This window comes from Amycolatopsis speibonae, assembly GCF_042647925.1.
GTDB classification, from domain to species: Bacteria; Actinomycetota; Actinomycetes; order Mycobacteriales; family Pseudonocardiaceae; genus Amycolatopsis; species Amycolatopsis speibonae.
In genome coordinates this window covers 73964-94152 of record NZ_JBHRWK010000014.1, presented here as the reverse complement: position 1 = coordinate 94152, position 20189 = coordinate 73964, and the positions used below count along the sequence as shown (strand labels likewise).

Genomic DNA, 20189 nt, shown 5'->3' with positions numbered 1-20189 from the left:
GGAAGCAGTGCCTACTCCGGACACCTTCTGGTCGTACTTCGGTGCGACCATCACGTACCTGGCCGTGCTGGCCATCCCCGGCGGACTCGTCGGCCGGGCCGCGGGCCTGCGCGGCTGGGCCCTGGCGGGCCTGGCCCCGTTGCTGTCCTACACGGTAACCGGGCTGGCCGGTCCGTGGCTGGCACTCGCTGGCGTGTCGTACAACCCCCTGACCGTGGCGGGCGTCACGGCCGTGCTCGCCGGGATCGGCTTCGGCCTGCGCAAGCTGGGCCAGAGCCGCGGCTGGATCAAGCCGGGCGCCGAGGAGCCGCCGACGAAGTGGCACCCGCGCGCGCACTACGCCGTCGCCGCCTGTGTGGCGCTGGCCGTGGGGATCTCCATCCTCGTGGTGCTTTCGGCCCGCGGCGGGACGACGGCGGTGTTCCAGCGCTGGGACACGGTGTTCCACGCGAACGGCATCCGCTACATCGCCGAGACCGGCGACGGCTCGCTGACCGGCATGGGCACCGTCAACTGGTACCCGGACGGCTCGTTCTACCCGAACGCGTATCACCTGGTCGGCTCGCTCGTGTACTCGATCTCGGGCACGACGATCCCGGTCACGCTGAACGCCATCACCATGCCGGTCGCCGGGATCTTCGCGCTGTCGATGGTCGCCCTGATCCGCCAGCTCGGCGGGCGCGCGGTGTTCGCGGGCTGCACGGCCCTGGTGGCCGCCGCGGCCACCACCGGCGCGTACGAGTCGGTGTCCAGCGGGCTGCTGCCGTTCGCGCTGGGGATCGTGCTGACGCCGCTGGCCGTGGTCGCGCTGGCCCGGTTCCTCGCGCGGCCCGGTCTCGACACCGGCTACGTGCTCGCGCTGACCGCTGTCGGGCTGCTGGCGGCGCACTCGTCGGCGCTGTTCGGCGCGCTGCTGTTCGCCTTCCCGCTGGTGGTGCAGCGCTGGTACCGCGCGCTGCGGCACAAGCGGCTCGACGGCGTGCCGGAGGGCCGCGGCGGCTGGCGGGTCATCGGCGGCGACGTCGTCAAGATGGTGCCGGTGATGGCGGGGAGCGCGCTGCTCGCGGCGCCGCACATCCTGGGCGCCTTGAAGTTCACTTCGGGTTCCTACCCTTATTACGCGTGGGGCTCGCAACTGCCGGTGCTGAAGTCGCTGGGGCTGCTGGTGACCTTCCGGCAGGTGCTGAGCGCGCCGCAGGTGTGGCTGACGGTGCTGCTGGTCATCGGCGTCCTGAGCCTGTTCAGGCTCGGCCGGATGCGCTGGATCGGACTCGCGGCGGTCGGCTTCTCGGCGCTGTTCGTGCTGGTCGCCTCGTTCGGCGCCGAACCGTGGGTGATCTCGCTGTCGCGGCCGTGGTGGAACGACCGGTACCGGCTGATGGCGCTCGCGGCCATCCCGCTGTGCCTGCTGGCCGGGCACGGGATGGCGGAACTGCAACGCTGGTTCGCGAAGTGGGCGAGCGGGCGCTCGTGGGTGAAGACCCGTCCCGCGCTGCCCGCCAGGCTCGGGCTGGCGACCGCTGTGTTCGTCGTGGCCGCGTCGGCCGTGCTGACCAAGGGCTTCTACACCGAGTCGAACGCGCACGCGGTGTCGTTCCTGTACTACAACGGGCCCGAGGGCGAGGTCACCCCGCCGGTCAGCGCCGACGAGCTGGCCGCGATGGACGCGCTCACCAAGATGAACGTCGGGCCGGACGAGAAGGTGCTCAACGAGCGCTTCGACGGGACGGCCTGGCTGTACGCGATCACCGGCATCCACCCGGTCGCCGGGCATTACGACCCGGGCGTGCCGCCGCCGGACGCGAAGTACCTGGCGCTGCATTTCCGCGACTACGACACCGACCCCGAGGTGCAGGCCGCGGTGAAGCGGCTGAACATCAAGCACGTGCTGATCGGGAGCACGCCGATCAAGATCGGTGAGCCGCCGGCGCCGGGGCTGCGGGATCTGGACGGGCTGAACTTCCTGCGGAAGGACTTCGGGAACGCGGGCGCTTCGATCTACACGCTGACCCGCTGAGCCCGCTGAGAGCCTCGTGAGTGGCTAAGACGGTTCTGGTGGGGCTCGTGCTGGATGCTCGGTTGTCGGCTGCAGGGGTTGAGGGGCACGACCTTGAGTTCGCGACGGTATCGCCACCTTCGCGCAGGTCAGCGGCAGGTGGCCAAAAGGTTAAGGCTCGCGTGGTCGCGGACTGCCCCCGCCGCGACCACGCGAGCCTCCGTCCCCCATTCACCCCCGGGGTGACCCATGAGGGGCAGCCGTCACCGGCCGCACCCACTCGCTGTACTCATCCCTCAGACGACCGTTAGGCGGAACCGGTTGAGCAAACCCCCCAATGTCACCCGATCGGCCTAGGAGTTTCTTCCCTGGAGTACCGGGAGTACGTCGCTGACGACCTCTTCGAGCGTCGACTCGCGGCCGACGTAGTGGTCCCCGGACCGCGGCCAGTGCGTGACGATGTCGGTGAACCCGAGTTCACCGGCCCGCCCGGCCGCGTCGGTGAAGGCGCCGACGCTGGAGAGGGAGAAGACCGGCGCCGAGTCGAGGCTCAGGAACCGCTGCACGCCCGCCTTGTCCCGGCCCACGGCCTCGAGGCGTTCGTCGAAGGTCTTCGAGAGTTCCGCGACGCCCTTCCACCACTCGTCCTGGGTGTCCGACTTGATGCCGGTGGTGGCCCAGCCCGCGCCGAACCGCGCGGCGAGCGTCATCGTGCGCGGGCCGTTCGCGGCCACCAGGAACGGCAGCCGGGGCCGCTGCACGCAGCCGGGCAGGTTCCGGGCGCCCTTGGCCCGGTAGTACTCGCCCTCGAAGTCGAAGCCGTCGGTCATCAGCAGCCCGTCGAGCGCTTCGACGAACTCGGTGAAGCGGTCCGTGCGTTCCTTGGCCGACAGCTCCGGGCCGTCGAGGACGGCGGCGTCGTAGTCGGAATGCGGGACGCCGGCGCCCACGCCGAGGATGAACCGGCCGTCGGAGATGTCGTCGAGGGTGGTCAGCTCCCGGGTGAACGGGACGGGATGCCGCGCGACGGGCGACGCGACGAAGGTGCCCAGTCTGATTCGCGACGTCACCATCGCGGCCGCCGTCAACGTTGGCATCGCACTGAACCACGGGCCGTCGACGAGAGTCCGCCAGCCGAGGTGGTCGTACGTCCAAGCGTGGTCGAAGCCGTATTCCTCGGCGGCCCGCCATTTCGGCTCGGCCGCCCACCAACGATCTTCCGGAAGGATCACGATGCCTACGCGCACATCGGGAAGGTACTGGTCCAGACCGACACTTCGCCCGATGGGCGGATCTTCGGGGACAATGCGCAGGTGGAAAAACCCCTCTTGATCGCCTCCGATGTCGACGGCACCCTGCTCGGCCCGTTGGAGACCCTGACCGAACGCACGATCGGTATCGTCCGGCGCGTCACCGAGAGCGGAGTCCCGTTCGTGCTGGTCAGCGGCCGTCCGCCGCGCTGGATCGCGCCGATCGCGAACCCACTGGACCTGACCGGATACGCGGTCTGCGCGAACGGCGCGGTGCTGTACGAGATCGGGACGGACCGGATCGTGGCCGTCCACGGTCTGCTGGAACCCCAGCTCCTGCACGACGCCGCGAGTGCTCTTGATCACGCTCTTCCCGGCTGCCGGTACGCCGCGGAGCGGGTCGGCGAGACCGCGCAGGACCCGCACACGCGCAATTTCGTGATCGAACCGGATTACCACAACCCCTGGGGCGACCACGAGGGCGCGCAGGCGCCGCGGGCCGAGGTGCTCGGGCATCCGGCGATCAAACTGCTGATCAGCAGGCGCGGGATGACCTCCGACGAGATGGCGCGGGCGGCGCGCGAGGTGCTCGACGGCGCGGTCGACATCACCTACTCGACCGACAACGGCCTGATCGAGGTCTCCGCGCGCGGCATCACGAAGGCGACCGGGCTGGCCGAGGTCGCCGAGCGGCTGGGCGTCCCGGCCGAGCGGGTGATCGCGTTCGGCGACATGCCCAACGACGTCGAGATGCTGGGCTGGGCCGGGCACGGCGTGGCGATGGCGAACGGGCACCGCTACGTCCTGGACGTCGCCGACGAGGTGACCGCGCCGAACTCCGAGGACGGTGTCGCGCAGGTACTCGAACGCTGGTTCTAGCGGCCTTCGCGGTCGAGTTTGGTGGCCTCTTCCGGCGTCGGCGCGGTGCCGCCGAGATGCGCGGGCAGCCACCAGCGCTCGTCGTCGGTGGACGGCTTCTCCGGGTAGCCGGCCTGGACGCGCTCCACGAGCGCGGACATCCGGACGCGAAGGTCCTTCGAGAGGACTTCGGCGTCTTCGTCGGCCTTCGGGTGCATCGGCTCGCCGGCGAGGATCGAGATCGGGACGTGCCGCTTGGTGAGATCCTTCGGGCGGCCCTTGGTCCACAGCCGCTGCGTGCCCCACAGCGCCATCGGCACGACCGGGACGCCCGCTTCGGCGGCCATCCGGACGGCGCCGGACTTGATCTCCTTCACGGTGAACGACCGGCTGATCGTGGCTTCGGGGAACACCCCGACGACCTCTCCGGCCTTGAGGCGCTCGACGGCTTCGCGGTACGACGCGAGCCCCGCGCCGCGATCGACGGAGATGTGGTGCATGCCGCGCATGAGCGGCCCGGCGACGCGGTTGCTGAAGATCTCCTTCTTCGCCATGAACCTGACCAGGCGTTTCGCCGGCTGAGCGCCGAGCCCGCAGAAGATGAAGTCGAGGTAGCTCACGTGATTGCAGGCGATGACCGCGCCGCCCGTGGCCGGGATGTGCTCGGTCCCCTCCACCCGGATGCGGTTGTCCAGCACCCGGAACATGAGCTTCGCCGCCATGATGACGGGCGGGTAAACGAGATCGGCCATTCGTTCAGGTTACGCTACCGTAGGGTAACCAACCTGCGGTCGCGTAGGTCACATGCCGGGTTTCGCGACATCGTCGCTGGTCACTGCCCTAAAATGGGCAGGTGACGCACGAAACCGCCGAAATCACCTTGATGCCGCGAGGCAGACCCGGTGCCCAGCGCCTCTGGGCTTATCTCGCGCTGGGCACGATTTCCCTGATCAACCTGATCTCCTTCATGCCGAAGTTCCCCAAACCGCACGAAGCGGCCTGGGGCGACGCGGTGAACTACTACCGCATGTCCGAGCAGACCGGCGCCGCCGTCGAGAACCCCTTCGCGTTGCGGATGCTGAGCCCGTGGATCGTCCACCGGGGCAATCTGCTGACCGGGCTCTCCCTCGACGTCCTCTGGGTGGCCTTCACCTTCGTGGTCACGCTCGCCACGGTAATCGTCTTCTTCGAATTCCTGCGCTCGTACCTGAAGCTGCAGCTGTTCACCTCGGTGCTCGCCTCCGTCGCGCTGGCCTGCACGTTCTGGTACGCGCCGTACGTCTTCAGCAACCCGTGGCTGGTCGACCCGCTCAACAACCTGCTCTACCTGCTGGCGATCTGGTTCGTCCTCAAACGCAAGCTGATCCCGTTCGCGATCGTCATCGTGCTCGGCGCGATCAACAAGGAGACGACGCTGCTGCTGGCCCCGCTGTACCCGCTGATCGCGTGGACACGCGGCCGCACGTTCCGCGATCGCGATGTCCTGGGGGGCATCGGCGTGTTCGTGGTCGCCGTCGGGATCTACGTCGGCTACCGGATCTGGGCGCAGAACCTCATCGGCGGCGACTACGGCTTCGGCGCGGGCCAGGCCAACAGCGGCCTGCTCGACAACATCCGCTTCGCGCTCAACGCGAGCAAGGGCACCGGCCAGGTCGAACTGTTCACCACGTTCCATTTCTTCTGGCTGATCTTCGGCTACGGCCTCTACCAGCAGTACCGCCGCTACGGCCTGCGCGCGGAACTCCTGATCGCCAGTGTCTGGCTGTTCGCCTGCTGCCTGGCCGGACGGCTCGTCGCGACCGACACACCGCGGGTGTTCGTGATGCTGGCGCCGCTGATCGTCGCGCTCACCGCGGTCGTGCTGGACCAGCAGCGGAGTGAGGGACGGCGGCTCTGGGTCGGCGCGCTGTTCTTCCTCTACATCGCGGTGAACCTGCGGTTCGTCGGCGGTGCGGCGGTGTTCTGGGTCGACGCCGTCGCACTACTGATCTTCGCCGCGTTGGTGTCGTTCCCGACGACACCGCGGTGGGCACGGACCAAGGGCTTCAACGGCTTCCGGCCGCATCAAGGGACCTTGGACGTCGGGGACGACAAGCCCTCCTGACGCGCGAAAGTCACCATCGCCAGGACGACGCCGAGCAGCGTGCAGTACAAGGCGATCACCTGGTGCTTGACGTTCTCCAAACCGTCGCCCAGCGCGGCCAGCGCGAACTGGCCGGCGGCGACGACGAGCAGGAAGCCCAGCGCGATGCCCACCGCGTCGCGCCGGGTCTTCCAGCCGCGCCAGGCGAGTAGGAACCAGATCGGCAGCAGGGCGAAGAAACCCAGTGGCGCCAAGAGTTTCGTGATGGTCGACGCCACCGGCACGCGGTGTTCCTGTGCCTCCGGGGCGAATCCGGCCGACTGGTCGAAGCTGCCGAGGTAGGGCGGCCGCGCGGTGAGCAGATCGCCCGCCGCGCGGTCCAGGATCCCGAGGGTGCGCAAGGGATGCGTCGCGAAGTACTCGATGACGTTGCGCCTGCTGATCTGTTCGCGGTACTTCGGGTACTCGGGATCCATCGTCGCGGGCTTGGGATGCCACCAGCCGTTGCCCGCGTACTGGCCGAACGAGGCGGGCAGGCCCAGTGCGGCGAGGTCGGCCGCGGTGTCGTGCCGACCGTCCACAATGGTCAAGAAGATCGTGTTGAACATGTTGATCTCGCGTGAATCGTCGCCGGGACGCGCGGCGAGGGAGCCGTCGGGCAGCTTCGCCGGTTCGACGGTCTGCTGCACGTAGGCCGTGGCTCCGGCGAGCGCGCCGATGACGAACACCACGGGGAGCCAGCGCTTCAGGCCGCGAACGCCGTCCGGGCGGACGAGCAGCGCGGCGAGCGCGAGCAGCGGCAGGATCATCAGCGTCTGGACCTTGGCGTTGACCGCGACGACGCCGCCGAAGAGCAGCACGGCCAGGCCCGCGTAGCGCCACCATCCGGGTCGTGCGGACACCAGGAGGCCGCCGACGGAGAGCAGGAGGCCGAGGAACGCGGCACCTTCGCCGAGCACGGAAGCGAAGTAGCCGAAGAACGCGGAGTCCGCGACGACCAGCAACAGTCCCACAGCCGCGAAGCGTCGAACGCGACGCGAGTACGGCAGTCCGACGACGATCAGCGCGACCGCGGCGGCGGCGAGGACGCTGGTGAGCACGCCGAGCACGACCAGGCTGAGCGTCGATTCGAGGCCGAGCAGCCCGCCGATCGACCGCGCGATCCGCGCGAACCAGCTCTGGGTCAGCAGATACGTGGCGTCGCATTCACCCGCCGGCGCGGTGTAGGCGAGGTGCACGAACTGCTCCGGCTTGCCCTTCCAGGGGATACCCGCGCCGCACAGCACGCGGAAGCCGTCGCCGTTGTCGGACATCCCGACCGGCCTCGGCACGAGGAAGCGGACGAGCAGCACGAGGAGCGCGGCGGCGAACACGCCGAGGCCGAACAGGCGCGAAGATGCTTCAAGCGCGGCCGGCCGGCTGGGGGAAACGCGTTCGTCGACACTCACGAAGGGCACGGTACGTGGCGGAAATCGGGTGAAAAGTCGAGGGCCGACCTCACCGAGCGCTCGACGTCTGCCCGCAGGAACACGGTGAGCCACGACGACGTTCCTTCGCGCGCGAAGGTCGCGACGCGGTATCTCGACGCGTACGCCGGGTCGATCACGCATGACTGTTTCGACGCGTAACCGGTGTCGGTGATGACCGCGACCGTCGGACGCCGCCGGGAGACGACGGCCTCGCCCCCTTCTTCGGTCTGACCGCGGACTCCGACGATCTGCAGTTGCGTCCCGGCGTGGTACGACAGCACACCGGGCGCGGAGGTGCTCACGACCGAACCGGGCGGCAGGTACGCGTCGAGCCAGCGGCCGATCTCCTCAAGCTGCGCGCCGTGGTCGTGCCAGGCGCGCACGCGGGCCAGCATCTCCGGGCTGAACACCGAGACCAGCACCGCGAGCCCGGACAACGCCACCGCGGCGGCGGGCACCAGCCGCTGGACCGGCGCCCGCGGCCGTGGGCTCGGTTTCGCGGCGGCGGCCGCGGCGAGCACGCCGTAGACCGACACGGCCGCCACCGCCAGCAGCGGCGGGATCGGCGCCAGCAGCCGCCAGGCGGGCCTCGCGTCGCCGCCGAAGAAGACCACGAACCCGGTGAGCGCGACGGCGGTGACGAGCATCAGCCAGGTCAGCGACCTGGCCTCGGCCTCGTGCGGCGTGCGGCCGGTGCGGCGCAGGAGCAGCGCCACCGCCGCGACCAGGCCGAGCAGCAGGAATCCCTGGTGGACCACCGAAAAGCCCGAGAGGTACTGCCAACCGCGATCGACCCGATCCGGGACGGCGAGGTCGACGGGGATGACGACCGACGTCGGCAGGACGTGGTCGTAGTAGGTCACCCGCCACGCCGTCCACGGCGCCGCGAAGACGAACCCGCCGAGCAGCCAGCCCGCCGGCGCCCACCAGGTGCAGCGGCCGCGCAGGGCGGCGATGACCAGCCAGCTCCCGACCAGCACCGCGAGCAGGAGCCCCGCCGGGCGCGTCATCATGGCGAAGGCGACGAGCACGCCCGCGACGACCGGGCGCCGGGCCGCGAGCGCGGCGAAGACGCCGAACACGAGCAGCACGAACAACGGCGTCTCGGTGCCGGATCCGCCGTACGCGGCGAGCCCGCCCGCGCCCGCGACGAGGACCGCGGCGGCCACCCCGGCGGCCGGGCGCGGCTCCCCCGCGGCCCGCCCGACCACCCGGTTCACCGTCACGTGCGCGAGCAGGACGGTGCCGAGGGTGGAGAGGACGCCGAGCACGATCGCCGAGGTTTCGATATCGACCCCGAAAGCGGCCTTCGGCAACGCGATCAAGATCATCCAAAGGAAATTCGCGTACCCCTCGATCCGCTCGCCGGTGTTGAACACCGGACCATTGCCGTCGACGATGTTCTGCGCGTAGCGGAAAGTGATGTACGCGTCTTCCGCGATGGTCGAAAACACCAGCTGGTGCACCACGGAGAAACCGAGGGTGAGCAGCAGCGCGGCGGCCCGCCAGTTCTTGTCCGCGTTGATCTTGGGCCAGGCCACCACGACGAAGATCGCGACCACGAACCAGGCGACGACGAGCGCGAGCACCACCTGATCCCCACCCTCCCGGGCCGAGCCACTCCCCTGACGAAAGACTACGGTCAAGTATCGATCGCCGCGCCAAGGTGTTTCTTTCGGCGCAGTCAATTGACACGAATGGGGGAATTGGGTGCGCATGGAGTAGGCGAGGTTCCGCCGAATTCCCCGTCGGGATGTGACTCCTTCGGGTAACGGCCCAGTGCCGTTAATCTGGCTTCCCATTCCGTTCCACGCCTCGGGGTTCCGTGCGGATTCCCCACTCCGCTTTCAGACGCTGAGGAAGCCTTGTGCCCACCCAGACCTCCATGCTGACCGACGTCCTCACGGTCTGCGTCGCGCTGCTCGTCATCGGCCTTCCCGGTCTGCTCACCGGTCTCGCCGCCGGCCTGCGCGGCTGGGTCCTCGCGGGGATGACGCCGTTGCTCGGCTACGCCATCGGCGGGCTCGCCGGGCCGTGGACTTCCGCGCTCGGCCTTCCGTTCGGCCCGGTGACGTACGCGGTGGCGACGGTCTTGTTCGCCGGAGTCGCGTACGGCCTGCGACGGCTCACCCTGCGCCGGTGGCCGCCCGCACCGGAGGAACCGCTGTGGGGACGGTCCGGGCACCTCGCCGTCGGGGCGTGCCTGCTGCTCGCGGCCGCCGTCGGGATGTACGCGGTGGTGCGCGGGATGGGCAGGCTGGACGCCATCCCGCAGGGGTTCGACGCCGTGTACCACGCGAACGGCGTCCGGCAGATCGCCGAAACCGGTGACGGCAGCCTGTTCGCCACCGGCGAGGTCAACTGGTACGGCGACGCGGCGCCGGTGTTCTACCCCAACGCGTACCACCTGCTCGCGTCCGTGGTGTACCTGCTCAGCCCGGCGAGCATCCCGCTGACACTGGACGTGAACACCGCGCTGCTGCCCGCGCTGCTGGCGTTGTCGCTGGTCACGATGGTGCGCGTGTTCCGGGGGCGCGCGGTGTTCGCGGGCGCGGCCGCGCTCGTTTCCATCGCGCCGGTGATGGGGTTGTACGAATCGATGAGCAGGGGGCCTTTGCTCCCGTTCCTGCTCGGTCTCGCGCTGACCCCGCTGGCCGCCGTCGCGGTGAAGCGGTACCTCGACCGCCCGGCGCCCGACACCGGCTTCGTGCTGCTGATCAGCGCTGTCGGCCTGCTGTGCGTGCACTCGTCGGCGTTGTTCGGCGCGATCCTGTTCGCCGGCCCGCTGCTGCTGCAACGCTGGGTCGCGCCCGGTGAACGGTGGCGGCGGATCGGCCGGGACCTGCGTGCGCTGGCGATCGTCGGCGCCCTCGCGGTCGTCGTGGCGGGGCTGCAGCTGTTCGGCGCGATCGGCCTCGCGAACGGCGAGGTGCCCTACCGCAGCTGGCCGGTCGAATGGCGGGCCTCGACGGCGCTCGGCGCACTGCTGGGCTTCCAGCACCACGAGCCCTTTCCGCAGATCTGGCTTTCGGCCACGTTGCTGCTGGGCTTCATCTTCTTCTCGCGGGCGGGCGGGCTGCGCTGGATCGGCGTGACTGCGCTGGTCACGGGGCTCGCCTACATCGCGGTGACGTCGTCGGAGCAGCCTGTCGTGCTGGCGCTGTCCCGGCCGTGGTGGAACGACCCGTACCGGTTCATGTCGATGGCGGCGATCCCGCTGTCGATCATCGCCGCGCACGGGCTCGCCGAGACGCAGGCATGGCTGCGGGACACCGTGGCACACCGGAAGGTGCCCGCGTTCGTCGTCGCGGTACTGGTGTTCGGCGGGTTCGCCTTCCTGAGCAATGGTTTCTACGCGCGGTCCAACGCGGAGAAGGTCGCGTCCGGCTACGCGAACACGCCGGGGATCAACCCGCACAAGCTGCCGGTGAGCCCGGACGAGGTCGTGGCGATGGAGAAGCTCGCCGAGTTCGCGAAGCCCGGCGAGCGCGCGGTGAACGACCGTCTGGACGGGACGGTGTGGACCTACGCGCTCTCCGGCGTCCGCACGACTTCCGGGCATTTCGACGAGACGCTGTCGCCGTCGGACGCGCGGCTGCTGGAGTGGCACTTCCGCGAGTACCCGTCGAACGCCGACGTGCGGGCGGCGGCGGCGCGGCTGAACGTGCGCTGGGTGATCCTCGGGCAGTACGGCTACCCGACGGGCGCCCCGCGCCAGGCCGGGCTGCGAGATCTGGACGGGCTGAACTTCGTGACCGAGGTGTACCGGAACGCCGACGCGGTCATCTACCGGCTCAACCCCGCGCAGGCCCCACGCAATTAGTTGCCTAATTGCGCCGTTACGTCCGCGACCGACGCGAGTTGGTAGCCGCAATTAGGCAACTAATTGCGTGGGGAAGTCACCAGGCGGGCCGAGAGGGCGGCGGCGCCGGCGGTGATCAGGTCGGCGACGGTGAACATGACGCGCGAAGCGATGGCGAAAGCCGTCGCCTGGCCGACGGTGAGGCCCGACGCGGTGAGCACGGCGACCTGCGCGACCTCGCGGACGCCCACCCCGCTGGGCAGGATGAACGCGAACGTCCCGACGGTCATCGCGACGGCCATCGCGCCGACGCACAGCACGAAACCGCTGAAGCCCGGCGTGCCGACGGAGTTCGCCAGCAGCCACAGGTGCACGCCCTGCAGCGCCCACGCGGCCGTCGACGAGCCGAAGACCTTCCCGACGACCGACCAGCTCAGCCGGTGGTCCAGCGGCGGGCGGCGCAGGATCCGCAGCACGAGCGACGTGCCCCAGGTCAGCACCTTCGGGTGCAGCATCGCGAGGCCGACCGGGATGAGCACGAACAGCCACATCGCCCGCGGGCTGTTGCTGAACACCGCGGGTGCCGCGAGCAGCGAGACGACCAGCGCGGACACCACGCCGACGCCGAGCTGGATCAGCGAACCGGTGAAGATCCGGGCCCTGGCGAGCCCGGCCTTGCGGCCCAGTTCCATCTGCAGCAGGTACGCCCACACCGAACCCGGCACGTATTTTCCGAGCGAGCCGACGAGGCAGATCTGCGCGCCGCGGGCGTAGCCGATCGGCTTGCCGAGGTCGTCGACCATGACCTGCCAGCCGTAGGTCGACACCATGATCGCGGCGATGAGCGCGAGCAGGCTCAACGTGGAGGATTCCCACGCGACCTCGGACAAGGTCCGCCAGAATTCACCCCAATTGGTGACAAGTGTCTTCGCCGCGAAAGCGACGACCAGCAGGATCGCGACCCAGCGGACGACGTCGAGGATCTTCGCCTTGGTGGATTTCGGCTGTTTAACACTTACCGAAGTGTCCTCTTCGGGCGTTTCGACAGTCGTCACTGAACCTCCTCTGCTGTACCTCTGTCGCCGCAGGTCAGGCCTGTACGGTCACCAAGCGGCTGAACTCGGTCAGCAGATCGTAGCCGTCCCAAATCACGGAGAACGTCAGGGCCGATCCGAAGGGAACGACACGGTCGACGCCGCGGCCCGCCAATTCCGTCACGAATTGCGTCAATTCTTCTTTGCTGAAGCCGAATTGACCGACGGTTTGATCTTTGCGGAGCACGATCGGGACAAGGTCGGAAAGCGTTTCCACCCGCGCGTTGGCGAAAGTGCCGGCGCCGAGCCATTCGCGCGGCAGGATCGCGGGGTCGGCGAGTTCGAGCGTCGCGAGGCCGTTGCCCTGGAACTCGATGCCGCTGACGAGTCCGTCGACGGCCGCGCCGTACGCCGAAACCCGCTTCTGGACGGCCATCGCGGGCTCGGTGACGTGCTGTTTCGTCGCCAGCACCTCGGCGAGCAGCTTCCGGAACTCCTGCCCGGCTTCCTTCGCCCCGGCTTCGTCGCCGACCCAGAACACCGCGCGCGGTGACGAGCAGGCGGCCTGGTCGAACCAGTACGAGTCGTTGTAGAAGCCCTCGGCCGCGCCGCGGCGCTCGGCCTCGGAGGCGTTCTGCCAGCCGCGCACCGACGCGACCGCGAACGACGATCGGTCCGGGAAGGTCAGGTCGCGCGCGTGCGGCGCCAGCGGGTACTTGCGCAGCGCCGCGACCGACGTGTCGCCGCCCCAGATGACCCGCAGGTCCGCGGCGACCGACAGCGCGCCGCTGATCGCGTCGCTGCGGTCGTAGGTGACCATGCGCTGCGTCGCGGTGATCGCGGCGGCGGTGTCCGCGTCCACTTCGGACAGTGCGGCGTTCAGCGCTTCCAGCACCGTCTCGGCCGCACCGGCCGAACGGGAGGACACGCGGACGACGTTGTGGTTGCCCGCCAACGCCGAAAGCGCCCACGAGTACACGAAAATCGTGTCGACGTTGGCAGGCGGCACGTGAAAGACGAGCCCGCGCGGGAAGCGCAGTGCGTCGCCTGAAGTCTCCAAAGTGGAGAGTGCCTTGGCGATCTCTCCCTTGCGCAGGAAGAAACCGAGCGACGCGAGCTCCGGGAAACGGCGAGCCGTCGCGGGCGCGAGCAGCTTGCGCGCGAACTTCGTCAGGAACTCGACGACACGCGGGTCACCGACCCGAAGCCGTCCGCCGACAGGCTCGGCCCGCAGCTCTTCGACGAGCTTGTCGACCTCGATCGCGTCCGAAACCGGAAAACGCTGGTTGAGTGTCATGCCGCCGCCCCCTGGAAGGTGTCCGAGCAACCGCGGGCCTCGGCCTTGGGCAGCCTGCCCATGACGGAGAAGTGCTTGCCCGGCCAGTCGCCGTCGTCGATCCCGTTGCAGACACCGAGGTCCTCGGTGAGAAGGACATGGCCCGGGTACGAATGCGGCAGCGTGCTGACGACCTCGATCACGCCCGGCTCGCCGACCGGCTGCTCTTCCCAGGTCTCCGGGTTCCGGATCACGACGTCCGCGAAGTCGGGGCAGTACAGCGAGTTCCCGGAAGGACCTTCGAGGAACACGGTGCCGATCTGCTCGATCATCCCGTAGTAGTTGTGGATCCGAGTGAGGCCGGTGTCCTCTTTGAAGCGACGGCGGAACTCGGTGTTGTCGACCGCGCGGTCGATCAGCTTCTTCCAGCCGCCGGAGTGGATCAGGATCCCGTTGGACAGGTCCAGCTTGTGCTCACGCGCGACCTCGTAGAGGTACTGCCACACCATGAAGGTGAAGCCGAAGATCAGGAACGGCTTGTCGCCGTAGGTCGCGAGGAACGTCTTGACCGCCTCGACGTCCGGCTCGTCGTTCTCGTCGAGCACGTAGGTGTGCTTGCGGCCGAAGTTGGCCATGCCCAGCACGCCCGCGCCGCGCGCGGAGAACGAGCGGCGGTTCTTGATGATGCCGACAGTGTCGACCATCAGCATCGGCAGCCGCTCGTTGCCGAGGACTTCCTGCAGCGTCGCGCCGAGCTGCTTGGTCTGCGCGCCGGCGGCTGCCTTGTCCAGGTAGATCCGCGACGCGCCCGCGCCGGTGGTGCCCGAGGACGTCAGCGTCTTGAAGATCTCCGACTCCGGAATGGACCGGAGGTCGTGCGTCTTGAACATCCGCACCGGCAGCCACGGCAGGTCCGCGATGGAGGCGAACGACGCGTCCCGCGCGATGCCGAGCGACGAGAGGATGCGGTCGTAGCCCTCGGAGTTCTCGCGGTGGTGCTCGGTGAGCTCGGCGAGCTGCGGAAGCAAGTGCTTCTCGCGCTCGGCCTGCGAAAGCGTGAACACACTCATACCTGGGCCTCCAGCGACCGGTAGTCGATCTTGCCGCTGGCGAGCAGCGGCACGGTGTCGCATGCGCGGACGTCGAACCCGCTGGTGTGCAGGTGCAGCCGTTCGGACAGCGCCTTGGCGGCGTCCTTGCAGATCGCCTTGGCTCCGTCGCCCTCAGGCAACTCGGCGAACAGGACGACCTTGTCCCCGGCCGCGACGGCGGCCACGACGTCGATCCCCACCGAAGCAGAACGCACGGCGTGCTCGAGATCATCCAGGCTGACCCGGTTGCCGAAGACCTTGCCGATCCGCTTGAGGCGCCCGGTGATGTAGAGGAACCCGTCCTCGTCGAGGTAGCCGAGGTCGCCGGTGGCCAGCACGCCGCCGTACTCGTCGCCCGCGGCCAGCCCCGCCTCGTCGTCGGCGTACCCCATCATCACGTTGGGCCCGCGGTAGACGACCTCGCCGACGATCTTCGGGTGCTTGGTCTCGGAACCGTCCTCACGCCGGACGGCGAACGAGCCGCCGGGCAGCGCGGGCCCGGCCGAGCCGAGCTTCTCCGCGAGCCGGTCCGCCGGGACGGTGGTCATCCGCGGGGCGGCCTCCGTCTGCCCGTACATCACGAACATCCGCCCGCCGACCTCGCGGATCTTGTCGTTGAACTGGGCGATGAGGTCGTCGCGGAGCTTGCCGCCCGCCTGGGTCAGCGTGCGCAGCGTCGGGTACTTCGCCGGGTCGAACTTGAGCCGCCGCAGCATCTCGTAGTGATACGGGACCCCGGCGAGCGAAGTGACCTTGTGCTCGTTGACCGCGTCCCAGAAGCCGCGCCCCAGCACGCCCGAAGGCTCGATGACGACTGTCGCGCCGCGGACGAGATGGGAGTTCAGCACGGACAGGCCGTAGCTGTAGTGCAGCGGCAGGCAGGTCGGCGCGACCTCGTCGCCGTCGATGCCGAGCACCTGCGCGATCGCGTCGGCGTTGGCGAACACCGCGCCCCGCGAGAGCCGGACCAGCTTCGGGTTGCCGGTGGAACCGCTGGTCGGCAGCAGGATCGCCAGGTGAGGATGCGGCTCGACACCTTCGGCGGACTCGCGGACCCAGTGCCCGTCGGAGACGCCGTACCCCTCGGGCGCGGGCGCGTCCGGCGCGGACAGCACGGCGGCCGGGCGGAAGCGCTCGATGAGCCCCGCCAGGACGTCGGCGTCCAGCGCCGGGTCGATCAGCGCGATCGCCCTGCCCGCTTCGAAGGCGCCGAGGTAGTTCAGCACGCTTTCGAGGTCCACAGACATCCGCGCGAACAGCGCGCCCGGCGGCAGCAGCCCCAGCGCGGCCCCCACGCGGGTGACCTCCGTGTCGAGCTCCTCGCCCGCGAGCGTTTTGCCGCTCGTGACGTCGATCAGTCGTGCACCCACACCCAAAAGGGTCATCAGAGAACAAGTCCTCCATCGATGCCCAGCACCTGGCCGGTGATGAACGAGGCGTCATCACTGACGAGGAACCGGATCGCGTTCGCCACGTCTTCGGGCGTCCCGAGCCGTCCGAGGGGCGTCTTGCCGATGTTCTCGGCCTTCGCGTCCTCCGTCAGGCCCGAGGTCAGGTCGGTGTCGATGACGCCGGGCGCCACCGCGTTGACCCGGATCCCGGAGCGGCCGAGTTCCTTCGCGGCCGAACGCGCGATGTTCGCCACCGCCGCCTTCGAAGCCGCGTACACCGTCTGACCGGCGCTTCCGTGCTCGCCGACGATCGAGGCGAGAACGACGATGGCGCCGGTTTTCTTGCGCATCATCGCCCTGGCCGCGGCCTGGACGGTGTGCAGCGTGCCGGCGACGTTCGTGCTCAACGTGGTGTCGACCAGTTCCTCGCGGATCATGCCGAGGAGCGCGTCCTCCATGATCCCGGCGTTGGCGACCACGATGTCGAGCTTGCCGTGCTCCTTGGCCACGCCGCGGACCAGCGTCGACACGGCCTTGGCGTCGGTGACGTCCAGCGCGAGTCCGCTCGCGGCCCCCGCCGCGGCCGCCGCTTCCTTGGCCTTGGCCTCGTCGCGGCCGGTCAGCACCACGGTGGCGCCCGCCTCGGCGAGCGCCCGCGCGGTGGCGAGCCCGATGCCCCGAGTACCGCCGGTGACCAGGGCGACCTTTCCGTCCAGCATCACTTGGACTGGAGGTCGGTCACCATGTCGACGGCGACCTTGAAGCTGGACATGTCGATCACCTGATCGGTGTCGAATTCCACATCGAACTCGTCCTCGATGGCCGCGACCAGCGCCATGTGACCGACCGAGTCCCAGGCTTCGATGTCGCGGTACTTCAGGTTCTCGACATCGACCTCGCCGTCGAGGTCCAGCGCCTCGACGAAGACCTCACGCAGCTTGCCGGCGACTTCCGCCATCGTTGAACTCCTAGTACTCACTCGCGCGGACGGGCGTCCCACGCCTTCACCAAGGTAGAGAGGTCGCCGGGCAGCCGGTCGGCCAGCCCGTCCTCAGGGAGACCGGCCTTACCCTTCAACCACGGTCCCAGTGCCTCGATGGTGGCCTCGTCCAGCCCGCGGCGGGACAGCCCGACGGTATTGACGCCTGTCACCCGTGCGGGGTTGCCGACGGCGATGGTGAACGCGCCCACCTCCTTGCGGACCGCGGAGCTCATCCCGACCATCGCGCCGGGGCCGATGACGACCCGCTGGTGCAGGATCGCGCCCATGCCCAGGTTCGCCCCGGTCCAGATGTGGCAGTGGCCGCCGGTGATGACGTTCGAGGCGACCGTGACGGCGTCCTCGACCAGGCAGTCGTGGGCGATGTGGGAGCCGCGGAGGAAGTAGCCGCCGTCGCCGACGGTGGTCGTGCGCCAGGTGCCCTGGTGGACGCTGACGTACTCGCGGATCCGGTTGCGGCTGCCGATGACGACGCCGTGGCCGTCGTGATCGGGATCACCGTTCGGCGCGGAGTCCCAGGCGGCGGGGTGTTCGCGGCCGCGGTCCTCGCCCGGGGTGCCGATGGTCACGTGCGGGCCGATCCAGTTGCCGTCGCCGATGCGCGCCGGGCCCACGATGACGGTGAACGGTCCGATGACGTTGTCGTCGCCGAGCTCGACACCCTCGCCGATGATCGCTGTCGGGTGGATGCGGTTCACCACGTGAGATCCGTTCGTCGTGGCTGGGAGGCAGCCTGGGGTAATGGGCGCTTCGGCGGTCCCGGTAACGTGTGGCCCGCGCCAGAGAGGGCGGCCGGGCGCAGAACCGGCGGCTCACTGTACCGGACGCACCAGAACGCCCAGTCGAGAGAGACTTGCAGATGATCCCCATTACCGTGGTCGACGTCCGTGACGCGGAGGACCTCGTCGTCGAGGTGCTGCGATCCGGCGCCATCGCACAGGGACCGATGGTCAAGCGCTTCGAGGACGCGTTCGCGAGCGTTTCCGGCACGAAGCACGCGATCGCCGTCAACAACGGCACCACCGCGCTGGTCGCCGCCATCCAGGCGCTCGACCTCAAGCCGGGCGACGAGGTCGTCACCTCGCCGTTCACCTTCGTGGCGACGCTGAACGCGATCCTGGAAGCGGGCGCGACAGTGCGCTTCGCCGACATCCGGCGCGACGACTTCGCGATCGACACGGACGCCGTGGCCGCCGCGATCACCGACCGCACCAAGGTCCTGATGCCCGTGCACCTCTACGGGCAGACAGCGGACATGGGCAAGCTCGCGCCGCTGGCCGCCGAGCACGGTCTCAAGATCATCGAAGACTCGGCGCAGGCCGTCGGCGCGTCGTTCGAGGGCAAGCAGGCCGGATCCTTCGGGATCGGCTGTTTCTCCTTGTACGCCACCAAGAACATCACCACCGCCGAGGGCGGCGTGATCACCACGGACGACGACAAGCTGGCCGACGCGCTGCGCGTGCTGCGCAACCAGGGCATGCGCGCCCGGTACCAGTACGAGGTCGCCGGGCACAACTACCGGATGACCGACCTGCACGCCGCCGTCGGCATCCCGCAGCTGGAGAAGCTGGACCAGCTCACCGCCGCCCGCCAGGCCAACGCGAAGCGCCTTTCCGAGGGCCTCGCCGGCACGCCGGGTCTCGACATCCCGCAGGTCCTGCCGGGCCGCGAGCACGTGTGGCACCAGTACACCGTGCTGGTCGGCCCGCACGCCTTCCTCTCCCGCGACGAACTCGCCGCCGCCCTCACCGAAAAGGGCATCGGCAACGGGATCTACTACCCGAAGATCGTCTTCGACTACGACTGCTACCGGAACAACCCGCTGATCCCCGACGCGAAGGTCGAGGACTTCCCGGTGGCCGCTTCCGTCGCCGCGCAGGCGCTTTCGCTGCCGGTGCACCCGCACCTTTCCGAGTCCGATCTGGACACCATCATCGAAACGGTTCGCGAGGTACTCGGCGCATGACGACGCACAGGATCGCCCTCATCGGCACCGGGAACATGGGTTCGCTGCACGCCCGTGTGCTCGCCGCGAACGAGCGCGTGGACCTCGTCCGCGTGATCGACCCGCGTGAAGAGGCAGGCCGCAAGGTCGCCGAGCGCTACGAAACCCAGTGGACGCCCGAAATCGGCTCACTGTCCGATGTGGACGCCGTCGTGCTCGCCTCGGCCACCGAGGCACATTACGAGTTGGCGCAGGAGATCCTTGGCCAGGGCAAGCCGTTGCTGGTCGAGAAGCCGGTGTGCAACAGCCTCGAATTCTCCAAGGAGATCGTCGGGCTTTCGGCGAAGAAGGACGTCCCGCTGATGTGCGGGCTCCTGGAGCGCTACAACCCGGCCGTGATGACCGCGCGGGCGCTGGTCAACGAGCCGATCCACCTGATGGCCCGCCGCCACGGCCCCTACGCGCCGCGCATCAAGACCGGTGTCGCGTGGGACCTGCTGGTGCACGACGTCGACCTGGCGATCCAGTTCTTCGGCGGCGCGACCCCGCAGCGGGTCGCCTCCGGCGCCGGCTACTTCCACCCGAACTCGGTCGAGGGCGCCGAAGACACCATCGAGACGGTGCTTTCGTTCGAATCCGGGCTCGCCACGGTTTCCGCGTCCCGCCTCGGGCAGCGCAAGGTCCGTTCGCTCTGGGTGTCCGAGCTGGACCGCATGATCGAGATCGACCTGCTGCGCCGCGACGTCACCATCTACCGGCACGTCTCGCACGACTCGGTCACCGAGGACGGCCTCGGCTACCGGCAGCAGACCGTCATCGAGATCCCGGAGCTGGTCACCGCGCGCGAGCCGCTCGCGACCCAGCTGGACAGGTTCCTGGAGCTGCTCGAAGGCAAGATCGACGCCGACACCGAGCGCGACCTGATCCTGCCCTCGCACTCCGTCGTCGACCAGGTGCTGACGCAGGCCGCGGCCTGACGTCAGGGACCTGTCCC

At 69.1% G+C, this 20189-nt stretch carries 17 protein-coding genes; 6 read left to right on the top strand and 11 right to left on the bottom strand.

Annotated elements, in window-relative coordinates; genetic code table 11:
• Positions 1-7 precede the first annotated feature (7 nt).
• Positions 8-2017: a DUF6541 family protein gene (locus ACFOSH_RS08400; protein WP_378238150.1), complete on the top strand. Its 2010-nt coding sequence runs from the start codon at positions 8-10 to the stop codon at positions 2015-2017.
• Positions 2018-2349: 332 nt separating this feature from the next.
• On the opposite strand, the gene ACFOSH_RS08395 is transcribed toward ACFOSH_RS08400, so the two are convergent.
• Positions 2350-3243 (bottom strand): LLM class flavin-dependent oxidoreductase, encoded by an 894-nt coding sequence (locus ACFOSH_RS08395; RefSeq protein WP_378238149.1) that lies wholly within the window; start codon positions 3241-3243, stop codon positions 2350-2352.
• An 81-nt stretch (positions 3244-3324) separates the two neighbouring features.
• On the opposite strand from ACFOSH_RS08395, the gene ACFOSH_RS08390 reads away from it, so the two are divergent.
• The gene (locus ACFOSH_RS08390; RefSeq protein ID WP_378238804.1) at positions 3325-4125 is read left to right on the top strand and encodes an HAD family hydrolase; all 801 of its coding nucleotides are present in this window, start codon (positions 3325-3327) and stop codon (positions 4123-4125) included.
• Here ACFOSH_RS08390 and ACFOSH_RS08385 read toward each other — a convergent pair.
• Positions 4122-4856: a lysophospholipid acyltransferase family protein gene (locus ACFOSH_RS08385; protein ID WP_378238148.1), complete on the bottom strand. Its 735-nt coding sequence runs from the start codon at positions 4854-4856 to the stop codon at positions 4122-4124. The genes ACFOSH_RS08390 and ACFOSH_RS08385 overlap by 4 nt on opposite strands.
• Positions 4857-4957: 101 nt before the next feature.
• On the opposite strand from ACFOSH_RS08385, the gene ACFOSH_RS08380 reads away from it, so the two are divergent.
• Positions 4958-6208 (top strand): hypothetical protein, encoded by a 1251-nt coding sequence (locus tag ACFOSH_RS08380; protein WP_378238147.1) that lies wholly within the window; start codon positions 4958-4960, stop codon positions 6206-6208.
• Here the strand turns inward: ACFOSH_RS08380 and wsfD are convergent.
• Together wsfD and ACFOSH_RS08370 are read right to left on the bottom strand one after the other, a co-directional pair.
• Positions 6169-7635 (bottom strand): glycan biosynthesis hexose transferase WsfD, encoded by a 1467-nt coding sequence (gene wsfD, locus ACFOSH_RS08375; RefSeq protein WP_378238146.1) that lies wholly within the window; start codon positions 7633-7635, stop codon positions 6169-6171. The two genes, ACFOSH_RS08380 and wsfD, sit on opposite strands and share 40 nt — an antisense overlap.
• On the bottom strand, positions 7632-9248 hold the full coding sequence (locus ACFOSH_RS08370) for a hypothetical protein (RefSeq protein ID WP_378238145.1): 1617 nt from the start codon (positions 9246-9248) through the stop codon (positions 7632-7634). Before ACFOSH_RS08370 ends, wsfD begins: the two co-directional genes overlap by 4 nt.
• 275 nt (positions 9249-9523) lie before the next feature.
• Here ACFOSH_RS08370 and ACFOSH_RS08365 point away from each other — a divergent pair, with 275 nt between their 5' ends.
• Entirely contained in the window at positions 9524-11479 is a 1956-nt protein-coding gene (locus tag ACFOSH_RS08365; protein ID WP_378238144.1) for a DUF6541 family protein, read from the top strand.
• Between the two features lie 59 nt (positions 11480-11538).
• On the opposite strand, the gene ACFOSH_RS08360 is transcribed toward ACFOSH_RS08365, so the two are convergent.
• Genes ACFOSH_RS08360 through ACFOSH_RS08330 form a run of 7 tightly spaced genes read right to left on the bottom strand, consistent with a single transcriptional unit; the run spans position 11539 to position 17951 of the window.
• Positions 11539-12513 carry a lysylphosphatidylglycerol synthase transmembrane domain-containing protein gene (locus tag ACFOSH_RS08360; RefSeq protein WP_378238142.1) on the bottom strand — a complete coding sequence of 325 codons (975 nt, stop codon included), beginning with the start codon at positions 12511-12513 and terminating at the stop codon, positions 11539-11541.
• Between the two features lie 34 nt (positions 12514-12547).
• The gene (locus ACFOSH_RS08355; RefSeq protein ID WP_378238141.1) at positions 12548-13789 is read right to left on the bottom strand and encodes an acyl-CoA reductase; all 1242 of its coding nucleotides are present in this window, start codon (positions 13787-13789) and stop codon (positions 12548-12550) included.
• On the bottom strand, positions 13786-14838 hold the full coding sequence (locus ACFOSH_RS08350; RefSeq protein WP_378238140.1) for a LuxE/PaaK family acyltransferase: 1053 nt from the start codon (positions 14836-14838) through the stop codon (positions 13786-13788). Before ACFOSH_RS08350 ends, ACFOSH_RS08355 begins: the two co-directional genes overlap by 4 nt.
• Positions 14835-16244, bottom strand: a complete 1410-nt coding sequence (locus ACFOSH_RS08345; protein WP_378238139.1) for an AMP-binding protein — start codon at positions 16242-16244, stop codon at positions 14835-14837. Before ACFOSH_RS08345 ends, ACFOSH_RS08350 begins: the two co-directional genes overlap by 4 nt.
• Positions 16244-16969, bottom strand: a complete 726-nt coding sequence (locus tag ACFOSH_RS08340; RefSeq protein ID WP_020632875.1) for an SDR family NAD(P)-dependent oxidoreductase — start codon at positions 16967-16969, stop codon at positions 16244-16246. The genes ACFOSH_RS08345 and ACFOSH_RS08340 overlap by 1 nt, the downstream gene beginning before the upstream one ends.
• Positions 16969-17208, bottom strand: a complete 240-nt coding sequence (locus tag ACFOSH_RS08335) for an acyl carrier protein (protein ID WP_005149592.1) — start codon at positions 17206-17208, stop codon at positions 16969-16971. The genes ACFOSH_RS08340 and ACFOSH_RS08335 overlap by 1 nt, the downstream gene beginning before the upstream one ends.
• 17 nt (positions 17209-17225) lie before the next feature.
• Positions 17226-17951 carry a UDP-N-acetylglucosamine acyltransferase gene (locus ACFOSH_RS08330; RefSeq protein ID WP_378238138.1) on the bottom strand — a complete coding sequence of 242 codons (726 nt, stop codon included), beginning with the start codon at positions 17949-17951 and terminating at the stop codon, positions 17226-17228.
• Between the two features lie 158 nt (positions 17952-18109).
• On the opposite strand from ACFOSH_RS08330, the gene ACFOSH_RS08325 reads away from it, so the two are divergent.
• Entirely contained in the window at positions 18110-19216 is a 1107-nt protein-coding gene (locus ACFOSH_RS08325) for a DegT/DnrJ/EryC1/StrS family aminotransferase (RefSeq protein ID WP_378238137.1), read from the top strand.
• A complete protein-coding gene (locus tag ACFOSH_RS08320; RefSeq protein WP_378238136.1) occupies positions 19213-20172 on the top strand; it encodes a Gfo/Idh/MocA family protein in 960 nt (319 codons plus the stop codon). The genes ACFOSH_RS08325 and ACFOSH_RS08320 overlap by 4 nt, the downstream gene beginning before the upstream one ends.
• Positions 20173-20189 lie beyond the last annotated feature (17 nt).

Coding starts and splice junctions, on each gene's coding strand:
- ACFOSH_RS08335 (WP_005149592.1), bottom strand. CDS start 17,208: ATGGCGGAAGTCGCCGGCAAGCTGCGTGAGGTCTTCGTCGAGGCGCTG.
- ACFOSH_RS08345 (WP_378238139.1), bottom strand. CDS start 16,244: ATGACCCTTTTGGGTGTGGGTGCACGACTGATCGACGTCACGAGCGGC.
- ACFOSH_RS08350 (WP_378238140.1), bottom strand. CDS start 14,838: ATGAGTGTGTTCACGCTTTCGCAGGCCGAGCGCGAGAAGCACTTGCTT.
- ACFOSH_RS08325 (WP_378238137.1), top strand. CDS start 18,110: ATGATCCCCATTACCGTGGTCGACGTCCGTGACGCGGAGGACCTCGTC.
- ACFOSH_RS08385 (WP_378238148.1), bottom strand. CDS start 4,856: ATGGCCGATCTCGTTTACCCGCCCGTCATCATGGCGGCGAAGCTCATG.
- ACFOSH_RS08355 (WP_378238141.1), bottom strand. CDS start 13,789: ATGACACTCAACCAGCGTTTTCCGGTTTCGGACGCGATCGAGGTCGAC.
- ACFOSH_RS08340 (WP_020632875.1), bottom strand. CDS start 16,969: ATGCTGGACGGAAAGGTCGCCCTGGTCACCGGCGGTACTCGGGGCATC.
- ACFOSH_RS08320 (WP_378238136.1), top strand. CDS start 19,213: ATGACGACGCACAGGATCGCCCTCATCGGCACCGGGAACATGGGTTCG.